We start from the raw sequence: 25,087 nt of genomic DNA on the forward strand, positions 1-25,087 counted from the left end.
CACCAACCCCTTAAACATAGTCGTCGGAAGAGCTGCCGAGGTTAATTTTGCCATCCTCAGCCAGTTGCCTCGCCACGGCGAGGATAGCTTTTTGTGCATCTTCCACATCACTGAGCTTGGTCGGGCCACGGCTTTCCATATCGTCCACCAACAGTTCCTTGGCGCGCTTGGACATATTGCTGAAGACCTTGTCACGAACCAGTTCGTCGGCGCCCTTCAGTGCAACAGACAGCTGTTCGCTGGTCACTTCACGCAGCAGCAACTGCATACCCTTATTGTCCAGCTCAGCCAAATTGCCAAACACGAACATGAGATCCTCAAGCCGCTGCCGCATGGTTTCATCGGTTTTAGCCAAAGTTTCCAGAATCCTGGCCTCAGTGTCGCCATCAAGACCATTTAGAATGCCGGCGGCAGTTGTAGCACCATCCACAGTTTTGGTTTTGAAGCTAGAAGACAAATCCAGCTTGGTTTTCAGGGTCGACTGCAGCTGTTTCATCGCAGATTCAGGGATTTTGTCCATCGTCGCAATTCTGAACAGAACATCTTCCTGTAAGCCTTCTTCCAACTTTGCGACGACACGCGAAGACAAACTCTGGTCGAGATGCGCCAAGGTAATAGCAATAATTTGGGGATGTTCGTCCTGCAAAATATGCAGAATCGTGTCTGGATCCATCCAGCGCAGCGAATCCAGCTCCCGCGGGCTGTCGTCACCAAGCAAGCGATCTGCCAGGGTGCTGCCCGTTTGCTCACCCATAGTGTTAACCAACAGGTTTCTTACGTAACCCGGCACACCGATACCCAAGGGGGTATGACTGTTGAGATCTTCGCGAAATTGATTGCAGACAGAGTGAGCACGGTTAGAATCGACCTGTTTGATGCCAGCCATCGCCGCACCGATTTTTTCTACGGCTTCGTAGTCGACATGCTGCAGAATCTTGGCTGCACGTTCCTCACCCATCATCAGCAATAGGACAGCGGCCTGCTCGCTACCACTGATTTCCACACTATTTTCCATCGCGTGCCACCCAGTTTTTAACCACTTGCGCTACCAATTTTGGATCCTGATCCGCTACTTCTCGTATCGCATCGAGGCCCTCTTCCACTTTCTGTACACTGCCCGGTGCCGCCAACGCGGCAATGGCCGGGCTCAACTCTGCACCGCCTCCATGGCCGGAGTTCGCCGCAGGAGCCAGATCCTTGGCACCCGTTTGTGCTTGCATGAGCGATTTGATGCTCGGGCGAATCACACTGAACACGATAAGAATGACCGCAATACCGGTCAGCACTTGCTTCAACAGGCCAACAAACCAGGGCTGCTCCCACAGCGGCGGTGCCTCAGGCTCACCCTCTTCAATCATCGCGGGGCGGAAACTGGTAGCGATCACACTCACCCGGTCACCGCGTGCCTCGTCAAAACCAATCGCATCACGCACCAGACCAGACAGTTGCGCCAATTGATCGGCGGTATAGGCAGCTTTCGTTGCGCCCTCACCTTCGCCATCAGGCGTGGGCTCTGCGACCGCATCATCGAGGACCACCGCCACGGAAATGCGTTGAATGTCACCCGCCGGTCGAGCTGTATAGTTAAGCACCCTCTCGATTTCATAGTTTCGGGTGATTGAGCTGCTTTCCGTTGTTTCATTTTCCCCGCCATTGGCGTCGGCTCGGCCAACCGGCTGATTTGCCAAGGCCCCGGGCACACCGCCCGCACCGGCAGCGCCGCCACGGCGATTGGTGTTCACCTGTTCACTGCGGAGTACCTGCGCCTCAGGGTTCCAGCTCTCGCGGCTCTCTTCCATACGAGAAAAATCCAGCTCAACCGCTGCCTGAACCTTAACCTTGCCCAGCCCGGCTATCGGCGTGAGCAGGTTGGTAATACGATTCTCGTATTCCTTCTCAATCTTTTTCCGGTACTCAAACTGTTTCGCACTGACCTCTAAGCCGGTCTCTTCTTCCAGAGAAGACAGCAGATTGCCAGTCTGATCCACGACGGTGACTGACGTTGCGTCCAATTCCGGTACGCTGCCGCTCACCATGTTGATAATGGCGCGCACCTGCTGTCGATCCAGCGTACTGCCGGCGTAGATATCCAGCATGACCGAGGCACTGGCGCTGCGTTGATCGCGAACGAATACGGTTTGCTTCGGTATTGCCAGATGAACCCGTGCCTTGCGAACCTGATGCATGCTTTCAATCGTGCGGGCCAGTTCGGTTTCCAGCGCGTGCTCGTATTTCTTGGATTGCATGAAATCGCTGACGCCGAAGCCTTTTTCTTCGCGCAGCATTTCCAGGCCGGAACCGTCATTGATCACGCCGGAACCGGCGAGCTGAATACGCGCATCGTGCAATCGATCCGCAGGCACCAGAATCGCACCGGTTTGCTGTTGTAATCTATAGGGAATTCCCGAAGAGGACAGTGCATCCAGAACAGAGGCAGAGCGCTCCGGCGGCATGGAGCCGTAAAGTGTTCGGTATTCGGGCTCCTGTGACCACATGACCGCCGCGACACCAACCGCAACGCTGGCGGCAATACCCACCATCATCATGATCTGGCGCAACCAGGGTTTACTTTCTATGGTTTGCCGTAAGGTACCGGCATTCATTACTGCAGCCTCAGCCATTTAGGCGCACTCCCTCATCACACCGACATGCGCATCACTTCCTGATACGCGTCAATCATTTTGTTGCGGACTTCTACCATCGCGGTAAAAGAAACATTGGCTTTTTGGGAAGCGACCATCACTTCTGCCAGGCTCACATTCTTGTCGCCACGCTCGAAGGCCTGCGCCAGATCTGAGGCGCTTTTTTGGGTATCGCTGACGGCATTCACGGAATCTGTCAGCATTTTGGCAAAACTATCCTGGGCGGGCTGCGCTTCCTTGACCGGGTTCAGCCCTTCTATCGCGGCCGGTTTCGCTTCATTGCGAATGGCGCGGATCTGGCTGAGGATGCTGTCTACACGCATATTGTCAGACATAATTTAGCCCTCACTCAATTTGCGTACTGCGCTTCGCGCAGTCGTTGCAGTTTGTAGCGCAGCGTGCGCGGACTGATGCCCAGAATGGCCGCAGCTTCTTTTTTGCTGCCACCCTGTCGAATAGCATTCTCGATCTGCCGATGCTCCTGAGTGCGCATCCAGTCGTTCAAACTGCCGGCGCCTGATGGCTCAACGCACTCCGCCTGAGTGGCAGTTTGAAGCCCAAAACTTTCAAACTGGATATCCTCCGCATCAATAGTGCGGCGGGACTGGAGAATCAAGGCGCGCTGAATCACGTTGTCGAGCTCGCGCACGTTCCCCGGCCAGTGGTAGTCCTTCAACTTCTGCTCAGCTGCCACTGACAGGCGGCTGACCTGGTCAGCATCGCGATCGATAGTCACAAAATGTCTGGCCAGCGGAATAATGTCTTCTGGGCGGGCACGCAGTGACGGGATAGCGAGAGGGAAAACATTCAAGCGGTAAAACAGGTCTTCCCGAAATTCACCGCGCGCTACGGTCTCTCGCAGATCGCGGTTAGTCGTGGCCAGTACACGCACATTCAGACGGATGGTGCGTTTGCCGCCCAGCCGTTCGAGCTCTTTCTCTTGCAAGACGCGCAGCAGCTTCGCCTGCAGCGACAAATCCATCTCGCTGATTTCATCCAGAAGCAGTGTTCCACCCTGGGCCTGCTCAAATTTGCCGATATGGTTGTTCACAGCACCGGTGTAGGCGCCCTTTTCATAGCCGAAGAGCATGGCTTCCAGCATATTCTCAGGAATCGCAGCGCAGTTCAGGGCGATAAAGGGTTGATCCGTGCGTGAGGATTGGCTGTGGATATAGCGTGCGAAAACTTCCTTGCCGACCCCGCTGGGGCCACTGATCAGGACTGTGGCATCGGTAGCGGCAACCCGAGAAGCCAAGTCGCAGATTTTCAAGGTAGAGGGATCAGCGGCAATCAGATTATTTGAGGATTCCTCTGGCACATATTCTGCTACCACCTTAACCAGCATGGCTGGATCAATTGGCTTTGACAGAAAATCGGCAGCGCCGCTCTTTACGGCCTCTACGACCGCATTGACGGTCTGTGTGTCTGCGGTAACCAGCACCGGCACCTGCACTGACAGGCCGCGAATGGCATTGAGAATCTCGCCCGACTCGTAGAACGGTTTTTCGCAGAGTACCAAGCTGTAACGTGCGCTGTGCAGGGCAGTAAGGGCTTCCTGCTCAGAGTGACCGCAGTCGACTTCATAACCTGCATGCAGCAACGCTCGCTTCATCGACGCCGCGGTTGCAGGCGTTGAATCGATGATCAGCAGTCGGGCGTTTCGGGGTTTCAGGCTCATGGCACCAGGGCTCTCAAGGTTTCTGTTAACCTTGTTACTGCAAACGCCGTGCCATTGCTTTTTATCTTTTTATTTCAGTACCTTACAGAGAGCACAAGTGCCGACGACATTTTTTTGACGCCGGTTTATTGGCGGCACTTCTAACAGCAAAAATCTTTTACCCCCAACATAAAAAACGGCGACACAAGGTCGCCGTTTCTACTCAATAAATTCTTCCGCTAATCAGGTCATTTGCAGCTTCTTCATTTTTTCCGCCAGCGTAGTGCGCTGCAGGCCCAGCAGCTTCGCCGCCTGGGTGACTGTGCCATTGGCGCGCTCCAGCGCCTGCACAATAAACTGTTTTTCCAGTGCCTGAATATGTGCTTTCAGGTCGAAGCCCTCTTCCGGCAAATCGAGAACCGGGTCGGAAGCTTCGTTCTCAAGCACTTCCTCGTCTTCGTCATTGCTATTGCCCAGCAGAAAACTGATTTCCTCTGCCGTTTCCTCACTCGCCAGAGGAGAACCGATCGGACAAGGCAAGTCGCGCGCACTGACCAGACGGCCACCGTGAGTAATAGACAGTCGCTCAAGAATGTTTTCCAGCTCCCGAACATTACCTGGCCAGTGATAGCCCTGCAGGGCTTCCAGAGCAGTCTTGGTGAAACGCGGTGTCACCATGCCCTTTTCTTTAAAGCGATCGAGAAAATGGGTTACCAGCTCCGGCAGGTCGGACAGATGCTCGCGCAGTGGCGGAACCGTGATGGGAAAGACATTCAGCCGGTAAAACAGATCGTGACGGAATGTCCCCGCCTCGATCATTGCGCCCAGATCCCGGTGCGTTGCGGCCAGAATGCGCACGTTGCACTGAATGGTCTGGTTGCTGCCGACGCGCTCAAAACATCGCTCCTGCAACACACGCAGCAGTTTTACCTGCATGTTGAAGCTCATGTCCCCGATCTCGTCGAGGAACAGCGTACCGCCCTCAGCCATTTCAAAGCGGCCTTTGCGGGCGGTGATTGCGCCGGTAAACGCCCCCTTCTCATGCCCGAACAGCTCGGATTCGAGCAAGTCGGGCGGAATCGCACCGCAGTTTACGGGCACGAAGGGCTTGTCTTTGCGATTCGAGGTATTGTGAATGGATCGAGCAACCACTTCCTTGCCGCTGCCAGACTCACCCTGAATAAGCACCAGGGTATCAAACGCGGCTACCTGATCGATGAGTTCGCGAACACTGCGCTGGGCTTCGGAACGACCCAGCGGACCGCGATCGGCATGAATGTAGGACACCTTGACCGTTGAACCTGCCATCGTTTATCTCGCCACGTTATTGATTAGTGTTGGCTCAAAGCGCTGAAGGAATTGCTAGCCCCAGATTTCTGCCTTTGAACGCTGCGTCTACTGCGAGCGCGATTTTACGCTGCCAGACTGATTCAAACTGTCTCAGTCTGACTACAGCTTAGGAGTAACGAAGGGAGGAAGGTATACGCAGATACCCGCATAAATACCCCCCTTAATCATCGCACTGGCGGGGGAATGTACTATGAGGATTGGTTGAGATAGGCCTGAGCCGCAAGGCTGTTGCGCTGTTTCAGGGCCGCTTCTTCTTGTAGCGAGGTTTTACCCTTGCAGGCGAGATCTGTCACTTTGGCATCTACAGCCAGTATTTCACGAATACCAGCGGCGATCATTTCAGCAACTTCTTGAGGCAGATCATCACCTTGCGCGTAGAACGCAGTCAGCTCGGTACTCCGAAATCGCTGCCGCGCGAGCGCCAGTTCCCAGTCGCCCTCTTCAGCAGCGTCGAGTATCGCCTCGCTGATCGCGCGAATCCGGTCCAGCTTTTCACTGCATTCGGCCAGAGCCCGGCTCTGGATCGAGACAACGTTATCCATAAGTGTGGTCACTCTACAGCTGCAATGGCGGGTTTCGTTTCCTGATCTCCAATGGCCGTCCAGGCTTCATGGAGCTCGCGCAGCAAATCGCTGACTTCGTCCAGCACCGCAGCATCGGATTTAAGATTGGCATACAACAAACGTCGCCCCATGTAGCTGTAGAGCTCGTCCAGATTGGTGGTGATTTCGTTCTTCACCGAATGATCGAGGCTCATGCGCAGGCCTTCAACGATCGACATGGCGCGGCCAATAGACTGAGCCTTGGCGGTCACTTCATTGCGCTGAATATGACCTTTCGCAACGGCGATTTTTTCCAGCGCACCATCAAGCAAAAGGCTGATGAGACGGTGCGGGCTGGCGGATTCGATCCGGCTGTTTACACCCACTGTGTTGTAGGCATTAACGGCGCGTCCGTTGGAATAACTCATAACCTCGTCCTCATCTGCGTTGGCCTGTGCTACTCAGGATATCGACCAAAACACGGCCATCTTTAGGTATTGGTGGTAAATACCTATTAATCCTTTTTCGTGAAACCAGGCAGATTATCGAGCTGGGATGTCAGGAAACTGCTGGTCTGATTCAGCTCACCAAGTAGCGTGTCCAATGCGTTAAACTGCTGCAGATAGCGGGCTTCTACACTGGCCAGACGCCTAGCCAAACTTTCTCTTTGGTCGGTAATTCGATCAATCTCACCCTGCAAGCCATTGCTCAGGGTATCCAGTGTGCCTTCAAATTTCGTGTATTGATCAGCCAGGCCATCCAATCTCGATGCCAATCCGTTGTCGCCAGCAAACAGCGACACAAAATCATCGAAGCGTTCGTCCACGAGACTGTCGAGCATATCCTTGTCGACTTTCAAAGTCCCGTTTTCGAAGTTCGTAGTTATACCTATTTCAGCCAAGGTATCGAGGTCAGCGTCGGCCCCCGAGACCGTGTCACTGATCGCTTGTCGCAGCTGGCTGGATAAGCGATTGGTTGCACTATCACCCTGAAGAAGTCCTGCTGCACCTGTGTCAGGATCATAGGCTTTCAGCGTATTGATGTTGTCTCTCAGCGTATTGTAGGCCTGCACAAATTGGTTGATCGCTTTTTTAACCGCGGATTTGTCGAGAGCAATGTCCAGGCTTTCTTTCTGCCCCGCTTCGCTGTCCTTCAAGTTGATCGAAACGTCGTCAATCACATTATCAAATGTGTTGGTCGCACTTTTGGCGGTAAACCCGTCAATGATCAGCGTTGCATCCAGAGCTTCCTGTTGTTCCGTCATTGGGTTGTTCGCAGGTATTGCGTTGGGGTCAAAATTCAGCTGGGTCAGGTCGCCGGTATCTGTACCGGTTGTCGTCGCACTGATGGTGATAGCGTTGTCGGCACCCGTTTCATCCGCTGTGAAGATCAGATGGCTACCGTTTTCATCCCGAATGATCGAGGCTTTAACACCAACGTTGTCACTGGCATCGTTAACGGCATCGCGAATCGCAGAGAGGGAATCGCTGCCACTGCTAATTTCGAGATCAAAGCTCTCACCGCTGATAGTGAAGGTAAGCGTTCCTGTACCCACAGAAGTATCGTCATCTGCGAAGGCTGTTGAGGCCAGCTTGTGACGACTAGCCAAATTTTCGGCCTGAATGGTGTAATTGCCGACCGAGGCGGTATCCCCGGCGCTGACAGTGAACAGATCTTTGTTGGAAACGGTACTGGTGCGCCCTTGATAAAGCTCACTGTTCTGCAACGCGGTCAACGCACTCTGAAAACTGCTCAGTGAGGATTTCAACGTGCCGTACGCGGACAACCGGGATTGGGCTTTTATTTCCTTGGTATTCAAGCGGTTTTCTACGGGGGCACGCTCTGCCTGTACCAGCTGCGACACTAAGCCCGAGACATCGAGCCCCGAACCGATTCCGCTGGAGATAATCTGTGCCATGCGCTACCCCTGAGTTAAAAAACACAGTACTTCACTGTAAAGCAATGCAAACCTTGGGCCAATCAAGCGAATTCTTCCACTAAGCTGCCGGTACCCTTGGTAAAGGCGTCTGCAAAACGCAGCACAACCTCCGGTGGCAATTGCCGAATTACTTCTCCGCTTTCCTTGTGAATCACCCGGACAACGATGTGCCCGCTGTCTTCATCGACCGAGAACTCCAGCTCCCGAGCTCTTTCCTGCAGCACCTTGTTCAGGCGCTCAACGGTTTCACTGGACATTTTAAGCTCGGGTGGCGGCGATGCCGATTTACCGCCCTCGAGGACCACCGCGGCCTGGCCGCTATTGCCTTTCGACACCGGTAAAACCGGCAATGTCTTGCCGCTATCCGGGTTAGGCGAGCTTCTGGTTGCCGCATCCGCTGTGGCCACGCCCTGACTTTTGTTGACATTGATATCCATCATTTCACCTCGCATTCCACGCGGCTACTGAAATCGAAACGCGAAAAGGGGCATGGCCACTAAGGCCATCCCCCCGATCACTGGACTCCGCTGGGTTAGCCCGGCGGGTCAGCTGCGACTTACTGCAGCAGGGACAATACACTTTGCGGTGCCGAGTTGGCCTGAGCCAGGATGGAGATACCAGCCTGTTGCAGGATCTGCGCGCGAGTCAGCTTGGCTGTCTCGGCCGCGAAATCCGCATCCTGAATCCGGCTGCGCGAGGCAGACAGGTTTTCAGAGATGGTTTGCAGGTTGGTGATGGTGGACTCGAAGCGGTTTTGAACCGCACCGAAGTCACCGCGCAGTGTGCTCACAGACTCAAGCGCCGCGTCCACACGCTGGATAGCGGTGTTGGAGTTCGCTACGGTCGTTACCGATGCACTAGAAACCGTAGCAGTATCCAGCGCTATGGTACCGGCCGAAAAGCCAGCTGTAGATGGATCGCCCGCAAGAGTAATGGTATCTGACGCTGACAGTGTCAGTGAACCGTAGTTGGTGGAGTCACCTACCCCGCCAGCAGTATCGCCGCCCAAAGTCTCGTCAATCTGCACTGTGCGACCATCCGCAGCAGTGAGGACGATATCAGTACCATCAACTTCGGCCGTTACACCGGTTGAAGCGGAGTTCTGGTTGATAGCTGCAGCAACATCGTCGATGTCCAGAGTGGCGGATACAACGGTGCCATCGTAGATCATTGTATCGTTGATCTGCAGTGAGTAGGTACCAGCACCACCAGCGCTAGTTACGTCCGTAAAGGCGATGGTCGCAGAGGTGGTTGCGGTAGCACTCAGACCAGAAATACCCGCCGAGTTGATTGCTTCTGCCTTGGCAAAAGCACTTGAAGCTGCCTGCCCACCTTCGGTCAGTGTCGCATCAATGCCCTCGCTGCCCGCGGTTGAGGCGCCGACGTTAACTGCGTCGTTGGAGCCTACGGCGATGCTGAAGTCATTGGCCGCAAAAGCACCGGTAGTGACGGTATTGGTGCCGCTCGCGATTTGACCGATTTGAGTGGCTTTTACGCCAGTAGCCAAGTTGACCGAAATGGTCTCGCCCACGTTGGCGCCCACTTGGAACTGAGCAGTACCAAAGCTGCCGTCCAGGATTTTCTGACCATTGAAGCTTGTTTGGCCAGCGATACGGTTGATCTCAGCCAGACGCTGCTGAACTTCTTCGTCCAGAGCCTGACGGTCAGACGCAGAGTTCGTGGCGTTAGCAGACTGAACTGCCAGCTCGCGGATGCGCTGCAGGTTGTTGGTAATTTCATCCAACGCAGCCTCACCAGTCTGGGCCAGCGAGATGCCGTCATTGGCGTTTCGCACAGCCTGGTTCAGACCGTTGATCTGCGTGGTGAAACGGGTTGAGATGGCGAGACCTGCCGCATCGTCTTTGGCGCTGTTGATACGCAGGCCAGTAGACAGGCGTTGCAGGGCCGTGTTGAGGTCACCTTGCGAACGGTCAACGTTACGCTGAGCGTTCAGTGATGCAACGTTTGTGTTGATAACCAGAGACATGGTTGTACTCCTTCAATGAGTATGAGTCTTGCTCGTTTCGGGACATCAGCCATGCAGGCCTCGTCGCGTTCACTCATCTTATCGGCGTATTTTTGGGGATCTTTACACTTTTTTTGTAGGTGGATGTACGTAGGTGGGATGCGTATAACCGCGTCGTTGGGCGCCGGAGCGCACCCCATGCGGTGTTTTAGCTGCGCAATGACGTGAGATTAAGGCTCAGGGGTTACAGTACGTTAAACAGCGATAGCTGCTGAACGCGGGCAAAGGCCTGCTGCGCAGCCTGCAGGCTTATGAGTGTTTGGTTAAAGCGTGTGGCAGCTTCAACAATATCGGCGTCGCGAATGCCGGACAGGGTTCCCTGCAATTGCACATTCACGTTCTCATTGAGATTTTCTTCCTGATCGACCACATTCAGCCGCGCGCCGATACTGGTCTGGACCTCCACTAGGTGATCGATCGCTCGACTGATATCGCTCAGCGCCACGTTCAATCCATTACTTTGGGCGGCGCGCTCACCACTGGTGTTTGCGGTTGTTTCCAGTGTCTGCGCTAGCTGCTCGACAATCGACATAACATCGCTGCGTTCACTGGCGCGAACCGTAAAACGGTCGCCGGCTGCGGCAGGGCCGCTTAGGCCAACGCTGACACCGGCCAACTCAATGGTATCGCCTTCGTTATATGTTCCACTGCTTATCACCGTGGACGTGTCATCCACGATGTCGTAATTCGTAGGGCTGGTGAACACAATTTCATAGGTGCGCTCATCCCATGCCGTTTTATCGGTCACCGAACCAACACTGACCACCGCTGAACCGGTATTGGCGGAATTCGCCAGTGCTTCAAAGTCGCCGTTACCTTTACGGATACCGGCAAAAACCTGCGACCCTGGATCAGCATCCGCAACGCTGCGCCCCGGCCCCAGTTGTATGTCGCGCCGTCCATCGTCGCCGTGGTAGGTCAATGTGCCATTGCTAAAACTAAAGGGTTGAACTTTCTCCTGATAACCGGAGAACAGGTAATTGCCATCGCCCATGGCGGTATTGGCAATCCCTAACAGGTTGTCAAGCTGCTCGCGAACTTCTCGACCAATGGCAGCTCGGGATTCGTTACTTTGACTGGCGTTATTGGCCTGCAAGGTCAGGTCGCGCAGACGCTGCAACACATTGATTGCATTATCGACCGCACTTTCTTCCGCGGCCAGTCGGGTTCGTGCAAACCCGGCGTTTTTGACGTATTGCTCACCTCGTACAATGGCTGCATCCAGACCTGCCGCGCGCACGGCGCCAACGGGATCATCGGCTGCCGTTGCGATGCGCTGACCGCTACTGATTTCCAATTGGGTACGGCTCAGGGTCGACTGCTTGTCGATCATGGCACTGAGACCTTGCTGGAAAAGCTGGTTAGATGAAATTCTCATCGTCGTCTCACTATCGGAAGGCGTTAATCAGCGTCTGAAACAGGGAGTTCGAAGTACTGACGGCTTGTGACGCTGCCTGATAGGCCTGCTGAAAACGCAGCATATTGGCCGCTTCTTCCTCCAGATTTACCCCGGAAACCGATTCGCGCCGCGCCACACTCTGTTCAAGCAGAGATAACTGCGATGAGGCCTGTACCGAGGAAGCGCGTGTTGCCACGGCTACATCGCCCAGCAGGGTTGTCGCTGAATCCATAACCGAGGTGTTGCCGCCTTCAAACAGCCCGCGATCCTGCAGGTTGGCCAAGGCCAAGGCGTTACGGTTGTCACCCACCCCGCCACTATTCGATGACAGCGTAAAGCGATCACCCGCCGCCGGTGTACCATCCAGAGTCAATCGACTGCCGTTAATATCAATTGCCGTACCCGGGGTATAAGTGAAACTGCCCGCACCGTTGATCTGGTAGGTCGTCGGGCTCAGAAATTCGAGGGTGGCCGTTGTTAATAACTGCGGATCGGTTGCGTCAATCACAGAGCTTGAGACCAAGGCCGCATCGCCCCGATTCGTGCTTGCCGCGCTAACGCGGGTTGCGGCCGCAGCGGCAAGGTCATCGGGACGGCTAATCGCGAGTTCCAGGCTGCCACTCATATTGGAAGTGGGCTTAATCAGAAAACGGTCACCGGTTGCAGGCGTAGTGCTGAGTGAAATACTCATTCCCGCGGCCAATAATGGATCAGCGGCAGTGCCTGTGCCCGTAGTGGGTTCAGCAGCACCGGTGCGGGCGTTAAAGAGCTGATACGACGTGCCGTTGTATTGCAGCAGGTAATTGTCTGTCGTCAAATCGCCGGTGTCCGTGATACCGACTGTAACGAGCGCGCCCCCGGTGTTATTGCGTGAGGCAACGCCTTCCGGCGAAGCGATAGAAAACAGGTCTCCACCAAGTTCGCCATTCAGGGTCATACCGGCACGGTGCTGGGAATTTGCAGCTTCCGCCAGGCCATAACTCATGCGACCGAGCTGGGCCAGGGCCGGATCCATCAGTTCTTCCCGGAAATTCAATACGCCGCCGAGACTGCCGCCACGGATCAAGCCACTGATTTCACGGGTGCCGCTGTCGCTTTCCAGAGTTATCTCCAAGCGGGTGGGATCAAATTCACTGCCGGTTACGCCAAGCGCCATACTGCGGTTATTCAGTACAATGGATTCACCGGTACTAGTAAACACATTCATGGTATCGCCATCCTGCTTGACGACTTTAATGTCCATAAAACTCGACAGTTCAAGCAAAGCCTGATCGCGCTGATCGAGCAAATCATTGGGCTCATTGCCTCCCGTTTGAGCCCGGGCGCGAGTAATGGCTTCATTCAATTCGGCAATGTGTGATGACAGGCCATTGATTTCCTCGACAGAGGAGCGCATCCGCGTATTGATTTCCTGACTAATGCCGCTGAATTGCCCCGCAACGGAGGCCAAGCGACTCGTCAGATTATCCGCTTCGGCCAATACGCCTTGGCGCGCAGGAATGGAACTCGGATCATCCGAAAGCTGTTGCATAGAATTAAAGAAGCTGGACAGCGCAGACGATATACCGCTGTTCGGATCGGATAGCAGTCGATCAACCTGTGCCGCGAGATCTGTATAGGCCTGCGCCTGATGGTAGGAACTGCTGGAATTGCGCATCTGATCAACAACAAACTGATCGAATTGACGCTCAATCGTGCTGACTCTCACGCCACTGCCGATTGCTCCAAAGCCAAAATTCTGAGGGACATTGGTGCTTAGCGAAACACTTTGCCGGCTGTAGCCTTCGGTATTCACATTGGCAATGTTGTGACTGGTCGTCGCCAGTGCGCGCTGGTAACTAACGATGGCAGACAACGCCGAATTCATCATATCAGCCATGACAGATCTCCTTGCCTGTTTCAGCCGTCATGTTTGGCCTCCTCTGGCTTTTCTACCAGCGACGCACGCAGTGCATCTGCTTCCGGTGTAATTGTCAGCTGACGCTCAATGATTTTTGACAGCCCGATGCCATCGCCCGCAACCAGTGACTGTGACAGTTCCTTGTCCATCATGTCCTGATAGAAGCGCAGCGACTGATCGTTAAACAGGCCACCTTCGGGAAGGGAATCCCGCATTTCTTTGAGCATCATCTGTACGAACAGGGACTCAAACTGTTTCGCAGCAGCCTTGGCCCCCTCCCCGTTCGGGTTTTGAGCCTCGCGCCGCATTTCGGCAAAACCGCCGAAATCGTGGTAATTGAAATGCTGTTTGCCAATGTCCATCAGCGCACGCTCATTAGATGACAACCAGTTCGGCGCGCAGTGCACCGGCCTGACTCAAGGCTTCAAGTATGGCCACCAGATCACCTGGGGCCGCGCCCACGTTGTTGATCGCTTTAACAATTTCTTCCAAGGTCACTCCTGTTTCCAGCAAAAACATCCTTGATTCTGCCTGGTCGACCTCGATGCCGGAATCAGGAATAACCACAGTCTCCCCGCCCGAGAACGCCCCCGGCTGGCTGACAGTTGCCCCTTCGGCAATGGAGACGGTGAGCGAACCGTGACTGACCGCTGCGGGCATGACCCGAACGTTGCCGCCAATGACCACCGTACCTGATCGCGAGTTGACCACGACTCTGGCGGGCGCTTCACCTGGAGTGACTTCGAGGTTTTCCAGCATCGCAATAAAGGTCACATACTGGGATTTTTGTTTCGGGCCAGCGACGCGGATAGACGTTGCATCAATGGCTTCAGCGGCCATAGGGCCATAAGCCTCATTGATCTGCTCGGCCAATCGATGCGCGGTCGTGAAATCGGGAATCTTCAGATTCAGCCAGATAGTGCCATCTGCGGTCATGCTACTCGGTGCCGGGCGCTCCACAGTAGCCCCGTTAGGGATGCGGCCTGCGCTTGGAATATTGACCGAAACCCGAGAGCCGTCTTGCCCCTGAACACCAAGCCCGCCGACCAGAAGGCTGCCTTGAGCCATGGCGTAGACCTGGCCATCAGCACCCATTAACGGCGCCATTAACAAACTGCCACCGCGTAGACTGGCGGCGTTACCAATAGATGAGACCGTGACATCAATCGCCTGGCCGGGTTTCGCAAAGGGCGGCAATGAGGCGTGTAGTGATACCGCCGCAACGTTTTTTAACTGGGGATTAACGTTGTCCGGCACCCGCACGCCGAAATTCGACAGCATGTTCTTGATGCTCTGAATGGTAAAGGGCGCCTGACTGGTCTGGTCACCGGTTCCGTTCAGACCTACAACCAGTCCATAACCGACCAGCTGGTTGGATCGAACACCCGCGACGTCCACCAGATCCTTTACACGTTCGGCGAAAACATCAGCCGATAAAATCAGACTGAACAGTGCGATAAACAGTGACTTCTTCATAGTATTCACACTCTAAAAAGGTGACAGAACTGACTGGAAGAATCGGCCGAGCCAGCCCATGCGGTTGGCATCGGCAATCGCGCCTTTACCACTGTAGGTAATGCGGGCGTCCGCCAATTTAAATGAGGGAACCGAGTTGTCTGCACCGATATCTTCAGGCCGCACAACACCGGTCACGCGAATAAATTCTTCACCTTGGTTAATCGTGACCCACTTTTCACCGCGCACTAACAGGTTGCCATTTGGCAGCACTTCGGCCACGGTAACCGTCACACTGCCCTTTAGGCTGTTGCTCTGCGATGAAGAGCCTTGACCGGCAAATTCCTGATCGGCTTCGATAGATGTTTCCAGTATCGGGATGCCATCTTTGGTCACACCCCGTCCAAACAGAGTCACACCGGGGATCGAGTTGGACTGTTCTTTCGCGGTAGAGGTACTGGACTGCTTCGATGCATCGGTTTGCTCAAGCAGGGTGACCGTAATGGAATCGCCAACCTGGCGTGCACGACGATCGAGAAACAGACTCAGACCGCGCGAAGGCATATAAATAGAACCCAGACTTTCGGCACCGCGCTGCTTAACACCGCCCATGATTTCGGCGTTGTCGGCGATCTGCTCTTTTTCAGGTGCGCTACCGCAGGCTGTGAGCAACAGCACTGCAAAGATCGCTATGACACGGTGCATTAGCCGACTCTCCTACAGATTGTTATTCAGGTACTGCATCATTTGATCGCTGGTGGAAATCGCTTTCGAGTTCATCTCGTAGGCGCGCTGGGTTTCGATCATATTGACCAGCTCTTCCACCACGTTCACATTTGAGGTTTCCAGCGCACCCTGCATAATGGTTCCCAGACCGCCAAGACCCGGCGTGCCGGCGGTTGCCGTACCACTTGACGCAGATTCCAGATACAGGTTTTCACCCATCGGCTCGAGGCCTTCCGGGTTCACGAAATCCACAAGCTGGAAAGTACCGATCTGAACAGGCGCACTGCCACCGGAGAGCTGAGCCGTTACCGTGCCATCCGAACCAATAGCAACAGCCTGTGCGCCCTGCGGAACTGTGATGCCCGGTTCAACCACATGGCCCGCAGGTGTCACCACCTGCCCCTGGTCGTCCAGCTGGAATTCGCCAGTCCGAGTATAGGCCGGCGTGCCATCGGGTAAGGTAATCTGGAAAAAACCACGACCATCGATCGCCATATCCAGTGAATTCCCGGTTTGGGAAACACTGCCCTGGCTAAAGACTTTTTCAGTCGAGACGACTCTGACACCGGTACCGAGATGCAAACCTGTGGCCGAACGTGTTTGCTGGGAGGTTTGGCTCCCCACTTGCCTCACGTTTTGATAGAGCAAGTCCTCAAACGAGGCTCGGCCCTTTTTAAAACCGACGGTATTCGCATTGGCGAGGTTGTGGCTCACCACTTGCATCCGCGTCTGTTGTGCATCAAGACCGGTTTTTGCTACCCAGAGTGATGGATTCACGATAATTCTCCTCTATTAACTCATACGCATCAGGCTGGCGCCGGTATCGGCCATCTCGCCCGCGGTGCTCATAATCTTCACGTCCATTTCATAGCGTCGCGCGAGATGAATCATGCGCACCATGGCATCGACGGCATTCACGTTGGACGATTCAAGGGCGCCGGATACGACTTTCAGGCTTGCATCGGGAACGCCCTCTGCACCATTGCGCTGGCGAATCAGGCCATCTTCGCCTTTCACCAATTGTGATTCATCTAGGGCAACCACCCGAATGCGGTCAATCACGATCTGAGTATCGGGTCCCTGCCCTAACGGCACGACCGAGATACTGCCATCGCCGCCAATGCTGAGACTGCTGTGTTCGGGAATCGCAATGGGGCCACCTTCTCCCAGCAGGTTATGACCCTGCGCGGTGAGCAGCTGACCATCCGAGGTCAACTGCAGATCGCCGCGGCGGGTATAGGCTTCGCGCCCTTCCGGTGTCTGCACCGCAAACCAGCCTTCGCCACCAACTGCCACATCCAATGTGCGGCCTGTGTGCTGCAGCGATCCCGAGTTGGTATCGATGCCGTTTTCGGCGAGCACTGAGTTGCTGCGGCTTGGCAGGCCCGCGCCGGCAATCTGTTCGGCGAACAGACTGTGAAAGTCAGCGCGGTAACCGGTGGTGGAGACGTTTGCCAAATTATTGGCATTGGTCGCCTGCGCCAGCGAAGTCTGCTTGGCGCCGGTCATTCCCAAATACAATAATTTATCCATTGCGTTTACTCACTTCCGCTTAGCGGATGTTCAGAATGGCCTGAGTAATCTGATCAGCGGTCGAGATTACCTGGGCGTTGGCCTGGAAGTTGCGTTGTGCAGTGACCATCTCAACCAGCTCGGCTGACAGATCGACGTTGGAACTTTCCAGCGCACTGGACTGAATCAGACCGAAGTTTGAGGTTCCAGGCTCACCGAGGCGGCCTGCGCCAGCTGTAAACGTTTCGGTCCAGGTGTTGTTACCGATCTGCTGCAAACCCTGGGGGTTGTTAAACAGCGTTACGGCGACTTTGCCGAGCTGCTCAGAGGCCTGATTTGAATAACGCGCTGAAACAACTCCATTAGCATCGATTTCCACGCCGCTGAGAATGCCCGCTTCAAAACCATCCTGAGACAGACTGTTCACCACAAAATCGGTACCAAACTGCGTGGAGTTACCAAAGTCCGCAGTCAGGTTAATGTCGCTCGCGCCATTGGTGGGCGTGTATGCGGGATAGGTGATCGTTCCGCTCGCCGGCGATAGAAGAACACCAGCACCGTCAAAGGTCAGGTTATTCGCACCGCCTACAGCTGTACCGTCAATGTAGAGATACTGGCTCCAGCTGTTGGGAGCGGCGTCTTTGACGTAGTACATGGCGGCCGAGTGAGAAGATCCTTGGGAATCGTATATCGTCATGGACGACGAGTGATTGAAGGTATTCAGATTGCTCGGATCGAACGGTGATGCCACCGGTACACTTGCGCCAGAGGGCAGATTCAGGCCTATGTTGGCCTGTGTAGTCGCCTGCGGTGCGAATGTAGAGTTTTCGAGCTGCAGGTCAATCAGCGAACCACTGGCGTAGGAGCCGTTACCCGTTGACGGGAAGATCTGCAGGCGATTCAAATTGCTGTTTACCACATAACCGTCTTTGTCGAGGCTAAATTCACCAGCACGCGTGTAGACCAGGCCTTTATCAACGCTGCTGAGCGTAAAAAACCCATCGCCGTTAATGGCCAAGTCCAGATTATTGTTGGTCAGGGAAATATTGCCTTGAGAAAACTGCTGGGCAATCTTCGCCAATTTGACGCCGGAACCCGTTTGCGTGGCAGCGGTATCGGTTATTGAACTGGCAAACACGTCCGAAAAAACCGCTTTGGAACGCTTAAAGCCGTTGGTGCCGACATTGGCTATGTTGTTGGCGGTGGTATCGAGAAGTTTTGACGCGGCGTTAAGGCCGGTAACTGCTATATCAAAGCTCATATGCGCTCTCCTGCTAGCTGATGCTTTTGACGTCAGAGAGCTGGTACTGGCCCAACCCTTTGAGTTCGACATTGGCGCTGCCGCCCTGCGAGGGCAGACTAACGCTCATGATCTGTGCGTGAATATGATTCTCCAGCGCTTCTTGCTGGTTGCCGGAAAAGTAGCTGACCTTCAGCTGGTATTCCCCGGCGGGGACTGCATTACCAGAGCTGTTGCGGCCATCCCATGCGTAGTCCACGGCACCGGCAGCTTGCGGGCCGAGTGACATACGGCGAACCACTTCACCGTTACTGCCCACAACCTCTACTTGCACACCGGAAGTTGACGATGGCAATTCGACGCGCCCGGTGACCGGTGTTGCGCCATCAAAAGCTGCTGTTGGTGACGCAACCAATGCGTGCTTGTCGACCAGCGATGCCGCATTCAACATTTGGGAAGATTTCAGCGAATCTGCCAGTGAGGCCATGGAGGTATTGATTTCCGAGATGCCACTAACGGTGCTGAACTGGGCCATCTGGCCGAGAAATTCAGCGTTGTCCATCGGGCTAAAAGGATCCTGATTTTGCATCTGCGCCAGCATCAACTTCATAAAGTCGTTCTGCCCCAGATTTTCCTTACCCAGATTACCGTTTTTTCCCTGCAGGGCCTGGATGTCACTGATCGTTCTCAATTCCATGGGTTAATCCTCAACGGCCCAGCTGCAGAGTGCGCAGCATCAAATCTTTAGAGGTGTTGAACACCTCTGAATTGTTCTGGAAGGAACGAGAGGCGGAAATCATGTTGGCCATCTCCTCCACTTCATTCACGTTAGAACCAAAGACGTAGCCGTCGGCGTCTGCCATGGGGTTACCCGGCTCGTAACGCTTGATGACGGGCGCTTCGCTTTCCACAATCCCGGTGACCTGCACACCAGCGGCATTGGCCGTTTCCTGAAGCAGTGCCGCAAATACAGGCTGTTTGGCGCGGTAGGCTTCAGCTTCTGTAGTGGCCACGGAATCGGCGTTCGCCATATTGCTGGCAGTAGTATTAAGCCGGACCATCTGCGCATTCATGGCAGAGCCGGCAATATCAAGGACCTTGAACATGCTTATCGACCTCCGGTAATGGCATTTTTCAGCCCGCTGAATTTGCTGCCCAAAAAGGTCAGCGTGGCTTGATAGCGAACCGCGTTGTCAGCAAACTGCGCCTGTTCCACATGCAGTTCGACGGTATTGCCATCAAGACTTGGCTGGTTAGGGACGCGGTATTTCAGTTGCGCCTCTAGAGCAGCGGCGCCGCCATCAGGCTGAATATGGTTGCTGCGCGTGCGGCTGACACTCAGGTTCTGCCCCTGCGCGGCCTGATTCATCGCCTCGCGAAAATCGATATCACGAGCCTGGTATCCTGGGGTATCCACATTAGCCATATTTGCACCCAGTACCTCGGTGCGCTGGGACCGGGTATAAAGGGCGCGTTCGTGAACGCCCAAGGCTGAGTCAAAATTCAAAGGCATACCATTTCGTCCTAAAGTTCTGTTCGTGAGTGCCGATACGGTGAACAAGCGTTCCTGTCTACGGATGACGGCAATCTGCTCTACCGCTGTCACTGCAACAGCCGTGCCAGTTTACAAACCCCATATATTTCAATTAGATAGCGCTACGCGCCAAAATCCCGACTGATGCAGAATTAGGTCAGCGGCAAGCCTTTGCCGCCTCAGCGGCAACTTTCTGTTCACCGCTTTGTGCTTCTCTTTATAAGTTTCCAGGATGCGAGTCGTTTAAGGCTGGCACGCTAATTGCTGCTACCGTGATGAGACGACAGATTTTTGACATCACCTAGAAAGCCCTGATGTTTGTAAAGAGGAGAAAGGCATGACTGGAGACCGCAAACCGCAACGCAGCGCGCATCGCGTCCTCGCCTGCCTGCTCGCCACGCTGGTGACCTCTCCTCTCGCCTTGGCAAGCAATCTGCAAAGCGAAAGCAGTATCCGCCGCGCCGCAGAGCGCTTTATCGCTGACCGCAATCCCTGGCGTGATCACGAACACCGTATTGAAGCGGGTCGGCTGGACAGTCGCAGCCGCCTGCCCCGCTGCGCCGGCGCCGTTAAGGCATTTCTGCCCTCACGCGCCCAAATCAAACGCCGCACTACCGTGGGTGTGCGCTGTGAACAGGGCGCCAGCTGGACGGTCTATTTGCCCGTGAATATCACGGCCTATGCCAAGGCCTTGGTGGCCATTCGGCCCCTGCCGGCCGGCACTGTGCTCGGTCCGAATGACGTAAAGTCGGTAAAACGCGAAGTGTCCGCCATGGGCTACGGCTATATCAGCAGCCTGAATCAGCACGGCGGCTACCGAGTCAGCCGGGCAATCGCCCAGGGCGCCGTTATCAGCCCCAACATGGTGGAGTCGGCTGTCATGATTAAACGTGGTCAGTCGGTGCGGATTTTGGCTCGCAGCGGCGCCGTCGGCGTCACCATGTCAGGAGTCGCAACGAGTAAGGCCAGCCTTGGCGAACGTATTACAGTGAAGAATGTAAACTCGGGGCGGGTGGTAGAAGGTATCGTGCGCTCCGGTGAGACGGTCGAAATCATACTCTAGACTAAAGAATTTCCGACACGTGCCGATAAGTGTTTAGACGGCGCGAAACAGACAGGCGGTCAGGACAATGGTAGACAAAATAGACAACTCGGGAATGAACCAGCCACGCAAGCTGGATTCGGCCAACAACCGCTCCACAGCGGTCTCTGGCGGCGATCAAGCGGAGCAGCAAGCGATTGCAGCGCCGGTGGACGCGGGCACCCGAAATGTCTCAACTTTCGAGCAATTGCAGGCCAAAATCGGCGAAACCGGTGATATCGACCGCGAAAAAGTCGATCGCATCAAAGCTGCAATTGAAAGTGGTGATTATTCCGTCAATGCACAGCGCGTCGCTCGCGCCGTAATTGATCTGGAACACCTGCTACAAGCCTGAACCAAAACCTGAACGACAGACATTAACTGACACGGTCGATGGATTGACGAGAGAGAGGAAGAGTCCCGTGACGCGCACAACCGATCTGATAAGCATTACTCGTGATGTCATCGCCGCCATCCACCAGTTTAAGGGCGTTCTCGCCGAAGAAACTGAAGCCCTGGCCCAGCGGGACCGGACGCTGCTGCTGGAAATAGCTGAGCGCAAGATTCGCTATGCCGACTACCTCGACCAACTGGTTCGCAGCCGTTCCCGGATGTTTACCCAAGTGGGCGTCAACGAGCGCGATCAGAAGGCGGTCGAAGATCTGTTTCAGAATTACGGGCAGCGCCGTCTGGTCGACGAGGACTGGCGCAACGCGATGACCCTATTGGCAGAATGCCATGCGATGAACCAGCAAGCCGGCGCGAATATTCAAGCACAAGTGCAGTTCGTAAATCGCGGCCTGGAAATTCTGCATGGCAAACCTCAACACGCGACCTACGGTGAGCATGGCACCGTTGTGAATGAAGGATACGCCAAGGAAATTGGCACGGCCTGAGCCCTAAAAATAAGCTAGACTTCAAGGGTTTGCCACGGAATTCTCAAGGCGGAATTAGGCTTGGCTCAGATACAGCCCCCGAACAAAACAACAAATTACCTCCTGCCTGTGCGCGTTATTGCACTCGCACTCGCCTATTACCTTCTAGCGAAAATCGGACTGATTTTCGCTATTCCTCCCGGCTATGCTACGGCAATCTGGCCTCCCTCCGGGCTGGCTCTGGCCTCGGTGATGCTGTGGGGTTGGCCGATGGCTTTCGGTGTCTTGCTCGGATCTTTTCTGGCCAATGCAGATATTGGTAACCCTGCATCGCTGCTTATCCCTTTTTTAATTGCCAGCGGCTCCGCGCTACAGGCCGTCGTTGGGGCTCGGTTGGTATTGGCGAGAAGTGATCCCCCCTGGACCCTGAATACACTTAAACAGGCGGGTGTGCTGATTGTGGTCGGCGGCCCAATTGCCTCGCTAGTCTCTGCCTCTGTGGGGAATGCGACCCTGTACCTTTTTGGTGGGCTGGCCCCCAGCGGCATTCCTGCAAACTGGCTAAACTGGTGGCTTGGCGATTCTCTCGGCGTATTGGTGTTCGCACCGATCTTGCTGGTTGTCATGCAAAAAACCGATCTGATTAGTATGCGCCGGAAGCTGCTGATTGCCATTCCAGCCCTGTCGATGTTTCTGTTCCTCACCCTCGTTTATATCTCTGGCAAACAGCAGATTGAATCCGAGCTGAGATCCAATCTGGCGGTCAGAAGCCAGCTTGGCTACAACGCTCTCAGCGATCACTTGACCAATAAAATAAATCTTCTCAACTATATAGCTGGCCTATTTAATGTTTCAGGTAAGGTTTCGAGAGAAGAGTTCCACGACTTTTATAAGGCGATCACCGCGTCCATGTCGTCGCCCCCCACCCTGACCTGGGCGCCGAGGGTGGCCCACGACGATAAATCAGACATCATCGCGAAAGCCCGAGCGGAAGGGCTTGAGGATTACGAGATTTTTGAAGCTTCCCCGGAGGGCCCCCGCCCCGTCGAACCGCGCCCCTTTTATCAACCCTTGTTCTATATAGAACCGCACGATCGGCACCCCAATGCCTTTGGTTTTGATCTACGCTCTGAATCGAGACGGCGCGAGGCGATAGATCGAGCCTTTTCGACGAACACCACCACCTCAGCAGGCCCCCTGAAAATCGTTGGTTCGGAGCGCCCGACGCTAATTTATGTGCTGGTATCGCCCCTCACGCCCCTCAGTGCCGGAAACGCAGTACTGAGCATTGTCTGGATAGAGCAAATGGTGGCGCCATTGGCGGAGTTGGCGATGCAGTCCGAGGTCGGCTACCGACTGACCGACCGGCGCAGCGGCACAGTGCTGTTTACCTCGGAATCAGACATACCACCGAGCGGCTTTAGCCAAACCAAGGACCTGAAATATCTGGATTACGACCTGTCACTGGAAAGCTGGCTCGCAGCCCAATCGATCTCAACCCAAATGACTGCGCGGCTTGCGCCTCTGGTTTTCGGGGGGTTCATCATTATCGGCGCCGTCAGCCTTCTGATTATCAGCTCGACAGGCGCACATCAATCGGCGCAATTACTGGTGCACTACAAAACCCGCGAGCTCAGGCAGGAGCGTGAGTTTCTGGAGAGCATGATCGATAATCTGCCGATGCTGCTCTATATCAAGGATGCCGCGACCCGCCGCTTTCTCCGCGCCAACCATGCCAGCCTTGCCGCAGTAAAAGATGATGCCCCACAAATGATCGGCCGAACCCAGGAGGAGGTTTTCGGCGAGCGCAGTCTGGATACTGACAACCGCAGCGACGACAAGGTCGTCTTTGAGGGGGAGATTGTTAACGAAGAAGCGTACATGGAGCTCGGCGGCGAAATCCGCTGGTTTCAAAACACCAAGGTACCGGTGCTTGACCCGGAAACTCGCGAGGTGAAATACATCCTCGGCCTGGCAGAAGACATTACCCACAAGAAACTGTTTGAGAGGGAGATCAAGGACAGTCGCCAGCGGGTAAGCCGCATTCTGGAAAATGTGGGCGAAGGTATCTACGGCCTCGATGAGAGCGGCAATATAACCTTTGTCAATCCAGCCGCAACTGATCTACTGGGGTTTTCGGAAGAAGCGTTACTGGGTCAGAACGCCCACGAGCTATTTCATCACCATCATCAGGACGGCCGCGAGTTCGACGCGAAGGACTCCCCTATTTATGACACGCTGACCCGCGGTGAAACCCACCGGGTGGATGATCAGGTATTCTGGCATCGCGATGGCAGCGCACTGCCGGTTGAGTATCTAAGCACCGCCATTGTAGAAAACGAAAAGGTGATTGGTGCGGTGGTCGTATTCAGCGATATTTCCAAGCGCCTGGTCATGGACCGACTGCAGCGCGAGCAGACGGAGCGAATCCAGCAGATCAACGAGGACCTCGAGGAGTTCTCCTACGTCGCCAGCCACGATTTACAGGAGCCCCTACGCACGCTGATCTGCTTTTGCGAGTTTCTGGAAGACGACCTTGGGCCCGACCTTCCCGACGATGCGGCTACTGATCTCGAGTATATCAAGCAAGCTGCACGGCGTATGACCAAGCTGATCAATGATATGCTTGATTACTCTCGAGCAGGCAGTTCCGAGCTGGAACTGGCACCGCAGGATCTCAATGACTGCGTAGATCAGATTCAACACGATCTTCTGGCAATGATTCGTGACCATGACGCAGAAATCACCGTCGATCCCCTACCCACTGTCCTCGGCGACCGCAATGGGCTGCTGCGGGTTTTTCAGAACCTGATTCAAAACGCGATCCGCTATCGCTCGGAACGCAAACCGCAAATCAGGGTCTATGAACACAGTAACGATGGCCAAATGACCACCATCGCGGTGAAGGACAACGGCATCGGTATCGAAGCGCAATATCTGGAACAGATCTTCGGTGCCTTCCGCCGGGTGCAGAGTTCCGACGATACTGAGGGCTCGGGCATCGGTCTGGCAGTGGTCAAGAAACTGGTGGAGCGGCATCGAGGGGCCGTTAGCGTCGACTCTGAGCCAGGGGTCGGAAGCACTTTTTACGTTACATTAAAACTCAACTACTAACTAATATTCAGTTAGTTACCGAAGTTTATTAATGTGGTGGATACCTTGCTGCGCTAAGCCCTAAGCTGACAAGGACTTTCGGAAGTATTGCCGCT

General features: G+C 54.8%; 25 protein-coding genes. 4 read left to right on the forward strand and 21 right to left on the reverse strand.

All coding sequences use genetic code 11. The annotated features are described in order from the left end of the window. Positions 1-10: 10 nt before the first annotated feature. The 21 genes from fliG to flgB form a co-directional block, all read right to left on the reverse strand. Complete coding sequence (gene fliG, locus FHR99_RS03005; protein ID WP_183409065.1) at positions 11-1,015, reverse strand: flagellar motor switch protein FliG; 1,005 nt, start codon at positions 1,013-1,015, stop codon at positions 11-13. Next, a complete protein-coding gene (gene fliF / locus FHR99_RS03010; protein WP_183409066.1) occupies positions 1,005-2,621 on the reverse strand; it encodes a flagellar basal-body MS-ring/collar protein FliF in 1,617 nt (538 codons plus the stop codon). Before fliF ends, fliG begins: the two co-directional genes overlap by 11 nt. Before the next feature lie 17 nt (positions 2,622-2,638). Then, positions 2,639-2,977, reverse strand: a complete 339-nt coding sequence (gene fliE, locus FHR99_RS03015; RefSeq protein ID WP_183409067.1) for a flagellar hook-basal body complex protein FliE — start codon at positions 2,975-2,977, stop codon at positions 2,639-2,641. 14 nt (positions 2,978-2,991) lie between these two features. Then, positions 2,992-4,320 (reverse strand): sigma-54-dependent transcriptional regulator, encoded by a 1,329-nt coding sequence (locus FHR99_RS03020; RefSeq protein WP_183409068.1) that lies wholly within the window; start codon positions 4,318-4,320, stop codon positions 2,992-2,994. Positions 4,321-4,542: 222 nt separating this feature from the next. Continuing rightward, entirely contained in the window at positions 4,543-5,607 is a 1,065-nt protein-coding gene (locus FHR99_RS03025; protein ID WP_183409069.1) for a sigma-54 interaction domain-containing protein, read from the reverse strand. A gap of 230 nt (positions 5,608-5,837) precedes the next feature. Then, positions 5,838-6,191 carry a flagellar protein FliT gene (locus tag FHR99_RS03030; RefSeq protein WP_183409070.1) on the reverse strand — a complete coding sequence of 118 codons (354 nt, stop codon included), beginning with the start codon at positions 6,189-6,191 and terminating at the stop codon, positions 5,838-5,840. A gap of 8 nt (positions 6,192-6,199) precedes the next feature. Next, on the reverse strand, positions 6,200-6,619 hold the full coding sequence (gene fliS / locus FHR99_RS03035; protein WP_183409071.1) for a flagellar export chaperone FliS: 420 nt from the start codon (positions 6,617-6,619) through the stop codon (positions 6,200-6,202). 86 nt (positions 6,620-6,705) lie between these two features. Beyond that, complete coding sequence (fliD, locus tag FHR99_RS03040) at positions 6,706-8,109, reverse strand: flagellar filament capping protein FliD (RefSeq protein ID WP_183409072.1); 1,404 nt, start codon at positions 8,107-8,109, stop codon at positions 6,706-6,708. Positions 8,110-8,171: 62 nt separating this feature from the next. Continuing rightward, positions 8,172-8,570, reverse strand: coding sequence for a flagellar protein FlaG (locus FHR99_RS03045; protein ID WP_183409073.1), 399 nt, complete (start codon positions 8,568-8,570; stop codon positions 8,172-8,174). A 116-nt stretch (positions 8,571-8,686) separates the two neighbouring features. Then, the gene (locus FHR99_RS03050) at positions 8,687-10,117 is read right to left on the reverse strand and encodes a flagellin (RefSeq protein ID WP_183409074.1); all 1,431 of its coding nucleotides are present in this window, start codon (positions 10,115-10,117) and stop codon (positions 8,687-8,689) included. A gap of 223 nt (positions 10,118-10,340) precedes the next feature. Next, positions 10,341-11,534, reverse strand: a complete 1,194-nt coding sequence (gene flgL, locus FHR99_RS03055; protein ID WP_183409075.1) for a flagellar hook-associated protein FlgL — start codon at positions 11,532-11,534, stop codon at positions 10,341-10,343. Between the two features lie 10 nt (positions 11,535-11,544). Then, positions 11,545-13,434: a flagellar hook-associated protein FlgK gene (gene flgK / locus FHR99_RS03060; protein WP_183409076.1), complete on the reverse strand. Its 1,890-nt coding sequence runs from the start codon at positions 13,432-13,434 to the stop codon at positions 11,545-11,547. Between the two features lie 20 nt (positions 13,435-13,454). Continuing rightward, a complete protein-coding gene (locus FHR99_RS03065) occupies positions 13,455-13,817 on the reverse strand; it encodes a rod-binding protein (RefSeq protein ID WP_183409077.1) in 363 nt (120 codons plus the stop codon). Between the two features lie 13 nt (positions 13,818-13,830). Next, the gene (locus FHR99_RS03070) at positions 13,831-14,931 is read right to left on the reverse strand and encodes a flagellar basal body P-ring protein FlgI (protein ID WP_183409078.1); all 1,101 of its coding nucleotides are present in this window, start codon (positions 14,929-14,931) and stop codon (positions 13,831-13,833) included. 12 nt (positions 14,932-14,943) lie between these two features. Then, positions 14,944-15,615 carry a flagellar basal body L-ring protein FlgH gene (gene flgH / locus FHR99_RS03075; RefSeq protein WP_183409079.1) on the reverse strand — a complete coding sequence of 224 codons (672 nt, stop codon included), beginning with the start codon at positions 15,613-15,615 and terminating at the stop codon, positions 14,944-14,946. Positions 15,616-15,627: 12 nt separating this feature from the next. Further along, entirely contained in the window at positions 15,628-16,413 is a 786-nt protein-coding gene (flgG, locus tag FHR99_RS03080; RefSeq protein WP_183409080.1) for a flagellar basal-body rod protein FlgG, read from the reverse strand. 15 nt (positions 16,414-16,428) lie between these two features. After that, complete coding sequence (flgF, locus tag FHR99_RS03085) at positions 16,429-17,169, reverse strand: flagellar basal-body rod protein FlgF (protein WP_183409081.1); 741 nt, start codon at positions 17,167-17,169, stop codon at positions 16,429-16,431. A 19-nt stretch (positions 17,170-17,188) separates the two neighbouring features. Beyond that, positions 17,189-18,409: a flagellar hook protein FlgE gene (flgE, locus tag FHR99_RS03090; protein ID WP_183409082.1), complete on the reverse strand. Its 1,221-nt coding sequence runs from the start codon at positions 18,407-18,409 to the stop codon at positions 17,189-17,191. A 13-nt stretch (positions 18,410-18,422) separates the two neighbouring features. After that, the gene (locus FHR99_RS03095) at positions 18,423-19,085 is read right to left on the reverse strand and encodes a flagellar hook assembly protein FlgD (RefSeq protein ID WP_183409083.1); all 663 of its coding nucleotides are present in this window, start codon (positions 19,083-19,085) and stop codon (positions 18,423-18,425) included. A 10-nt stretch (positions 19,086-19,095) separates the two neighbouring features. Beyond that, positions 19,096-19,500 (reverse strand): flagellar basal body rod protein FlgC, encoded by a 405-nt coding sequence (flgC, locus tag FHR99_RS03100; protein ID WP_183410110.1) that lies wholly within the window; start codon positions 19,498-19,500, stop codon positions 19,096-19,098. Further along, on the reverse strand, positions 19,497-19,901 hold the full coding sequence (gene flgB / locus FHR99_RS03105) for a flagellar basal body rod protein FlgB (protein WP_183409084.1): 405 nt from the start codon (positions 19,899-19,901) through the stop codon (positions 19,497-19,499). The genes flgC and flgB overlap by 4 nt, the downstream gene beginning before the upstream one ends. A 358-nt stretch (positions 19,902-20,259) precedes the next feature. Here flgB and flgA point away from each other — a divergent pair, with 358 nt between their 5' ends. The 4 genes from flgA to FHR99_RS03125 all read left to right on the forward strand — a co-directional run bounded on the left by flgA (position 20,260) and on the right by FHR99_RS03125 (position 24,992). Next, positions 20,260-20,985, forward strand: coding sequence for a flagellar basal body P-ring formation chaperone FlgA (gene flgA / locus FHR99_RS03110; RefSeq protein WP_183409085.1), 726 nt, complete (start codon positions 20,260-20,262; stop codon positions 20,983-20,985). A 67-nt stretch (positions 20,986-21,052) separates the two neighbouring features. Next, a complete protein-coding gene (flgM, locus tag FHR99_RS03115) occupies positions 21,053-21,358 on the forward strand; it encodes a flagellar biosynthesis anti-sigma factor FlgM (RefSeq protein WP_183409086.1) in 306 nt (101 codons plus the stop codon). 67 nt (positions 21,359-21,425) lie between these two features. After that, the gene (locus FHR99_RS03120) at positions 21,426-21,899 is read left to right on the forward strand and encodes a flagellar export chaperone FlgN (protein WP_183409087.1); all 474 of its coding nucleotides are present in this window, start codon (positions 21,426-21,428) and stop codon (positions 21,897-21,899) included. Between the two features lie 60 nt (positions 21,900-21,959). Further along, positions 21,960-24,992, forward strand: coding sequence for an ATP-binding protein (locus FHR99_RS03125; RefSeq protein WP_183409088.1), 3,033 nt, complete (start codon positions 21,960-21,962; stop codon positions 24,990-24,992). Positions 24,993-25,087: the final 95 nt, after the last annotated feature.

Origin of the sequence: Litorivivens lipolytica, from assembly GCF_014191715.1 — a bacterium.
Taxonomy (GTDB): domain Bacteria; phylum Pseudomonadota; class Gammaproteobacteria; order Pseudomonadales; family Spongiibacteraceae; genus Litorivivens; species Litorivivens lipolytica.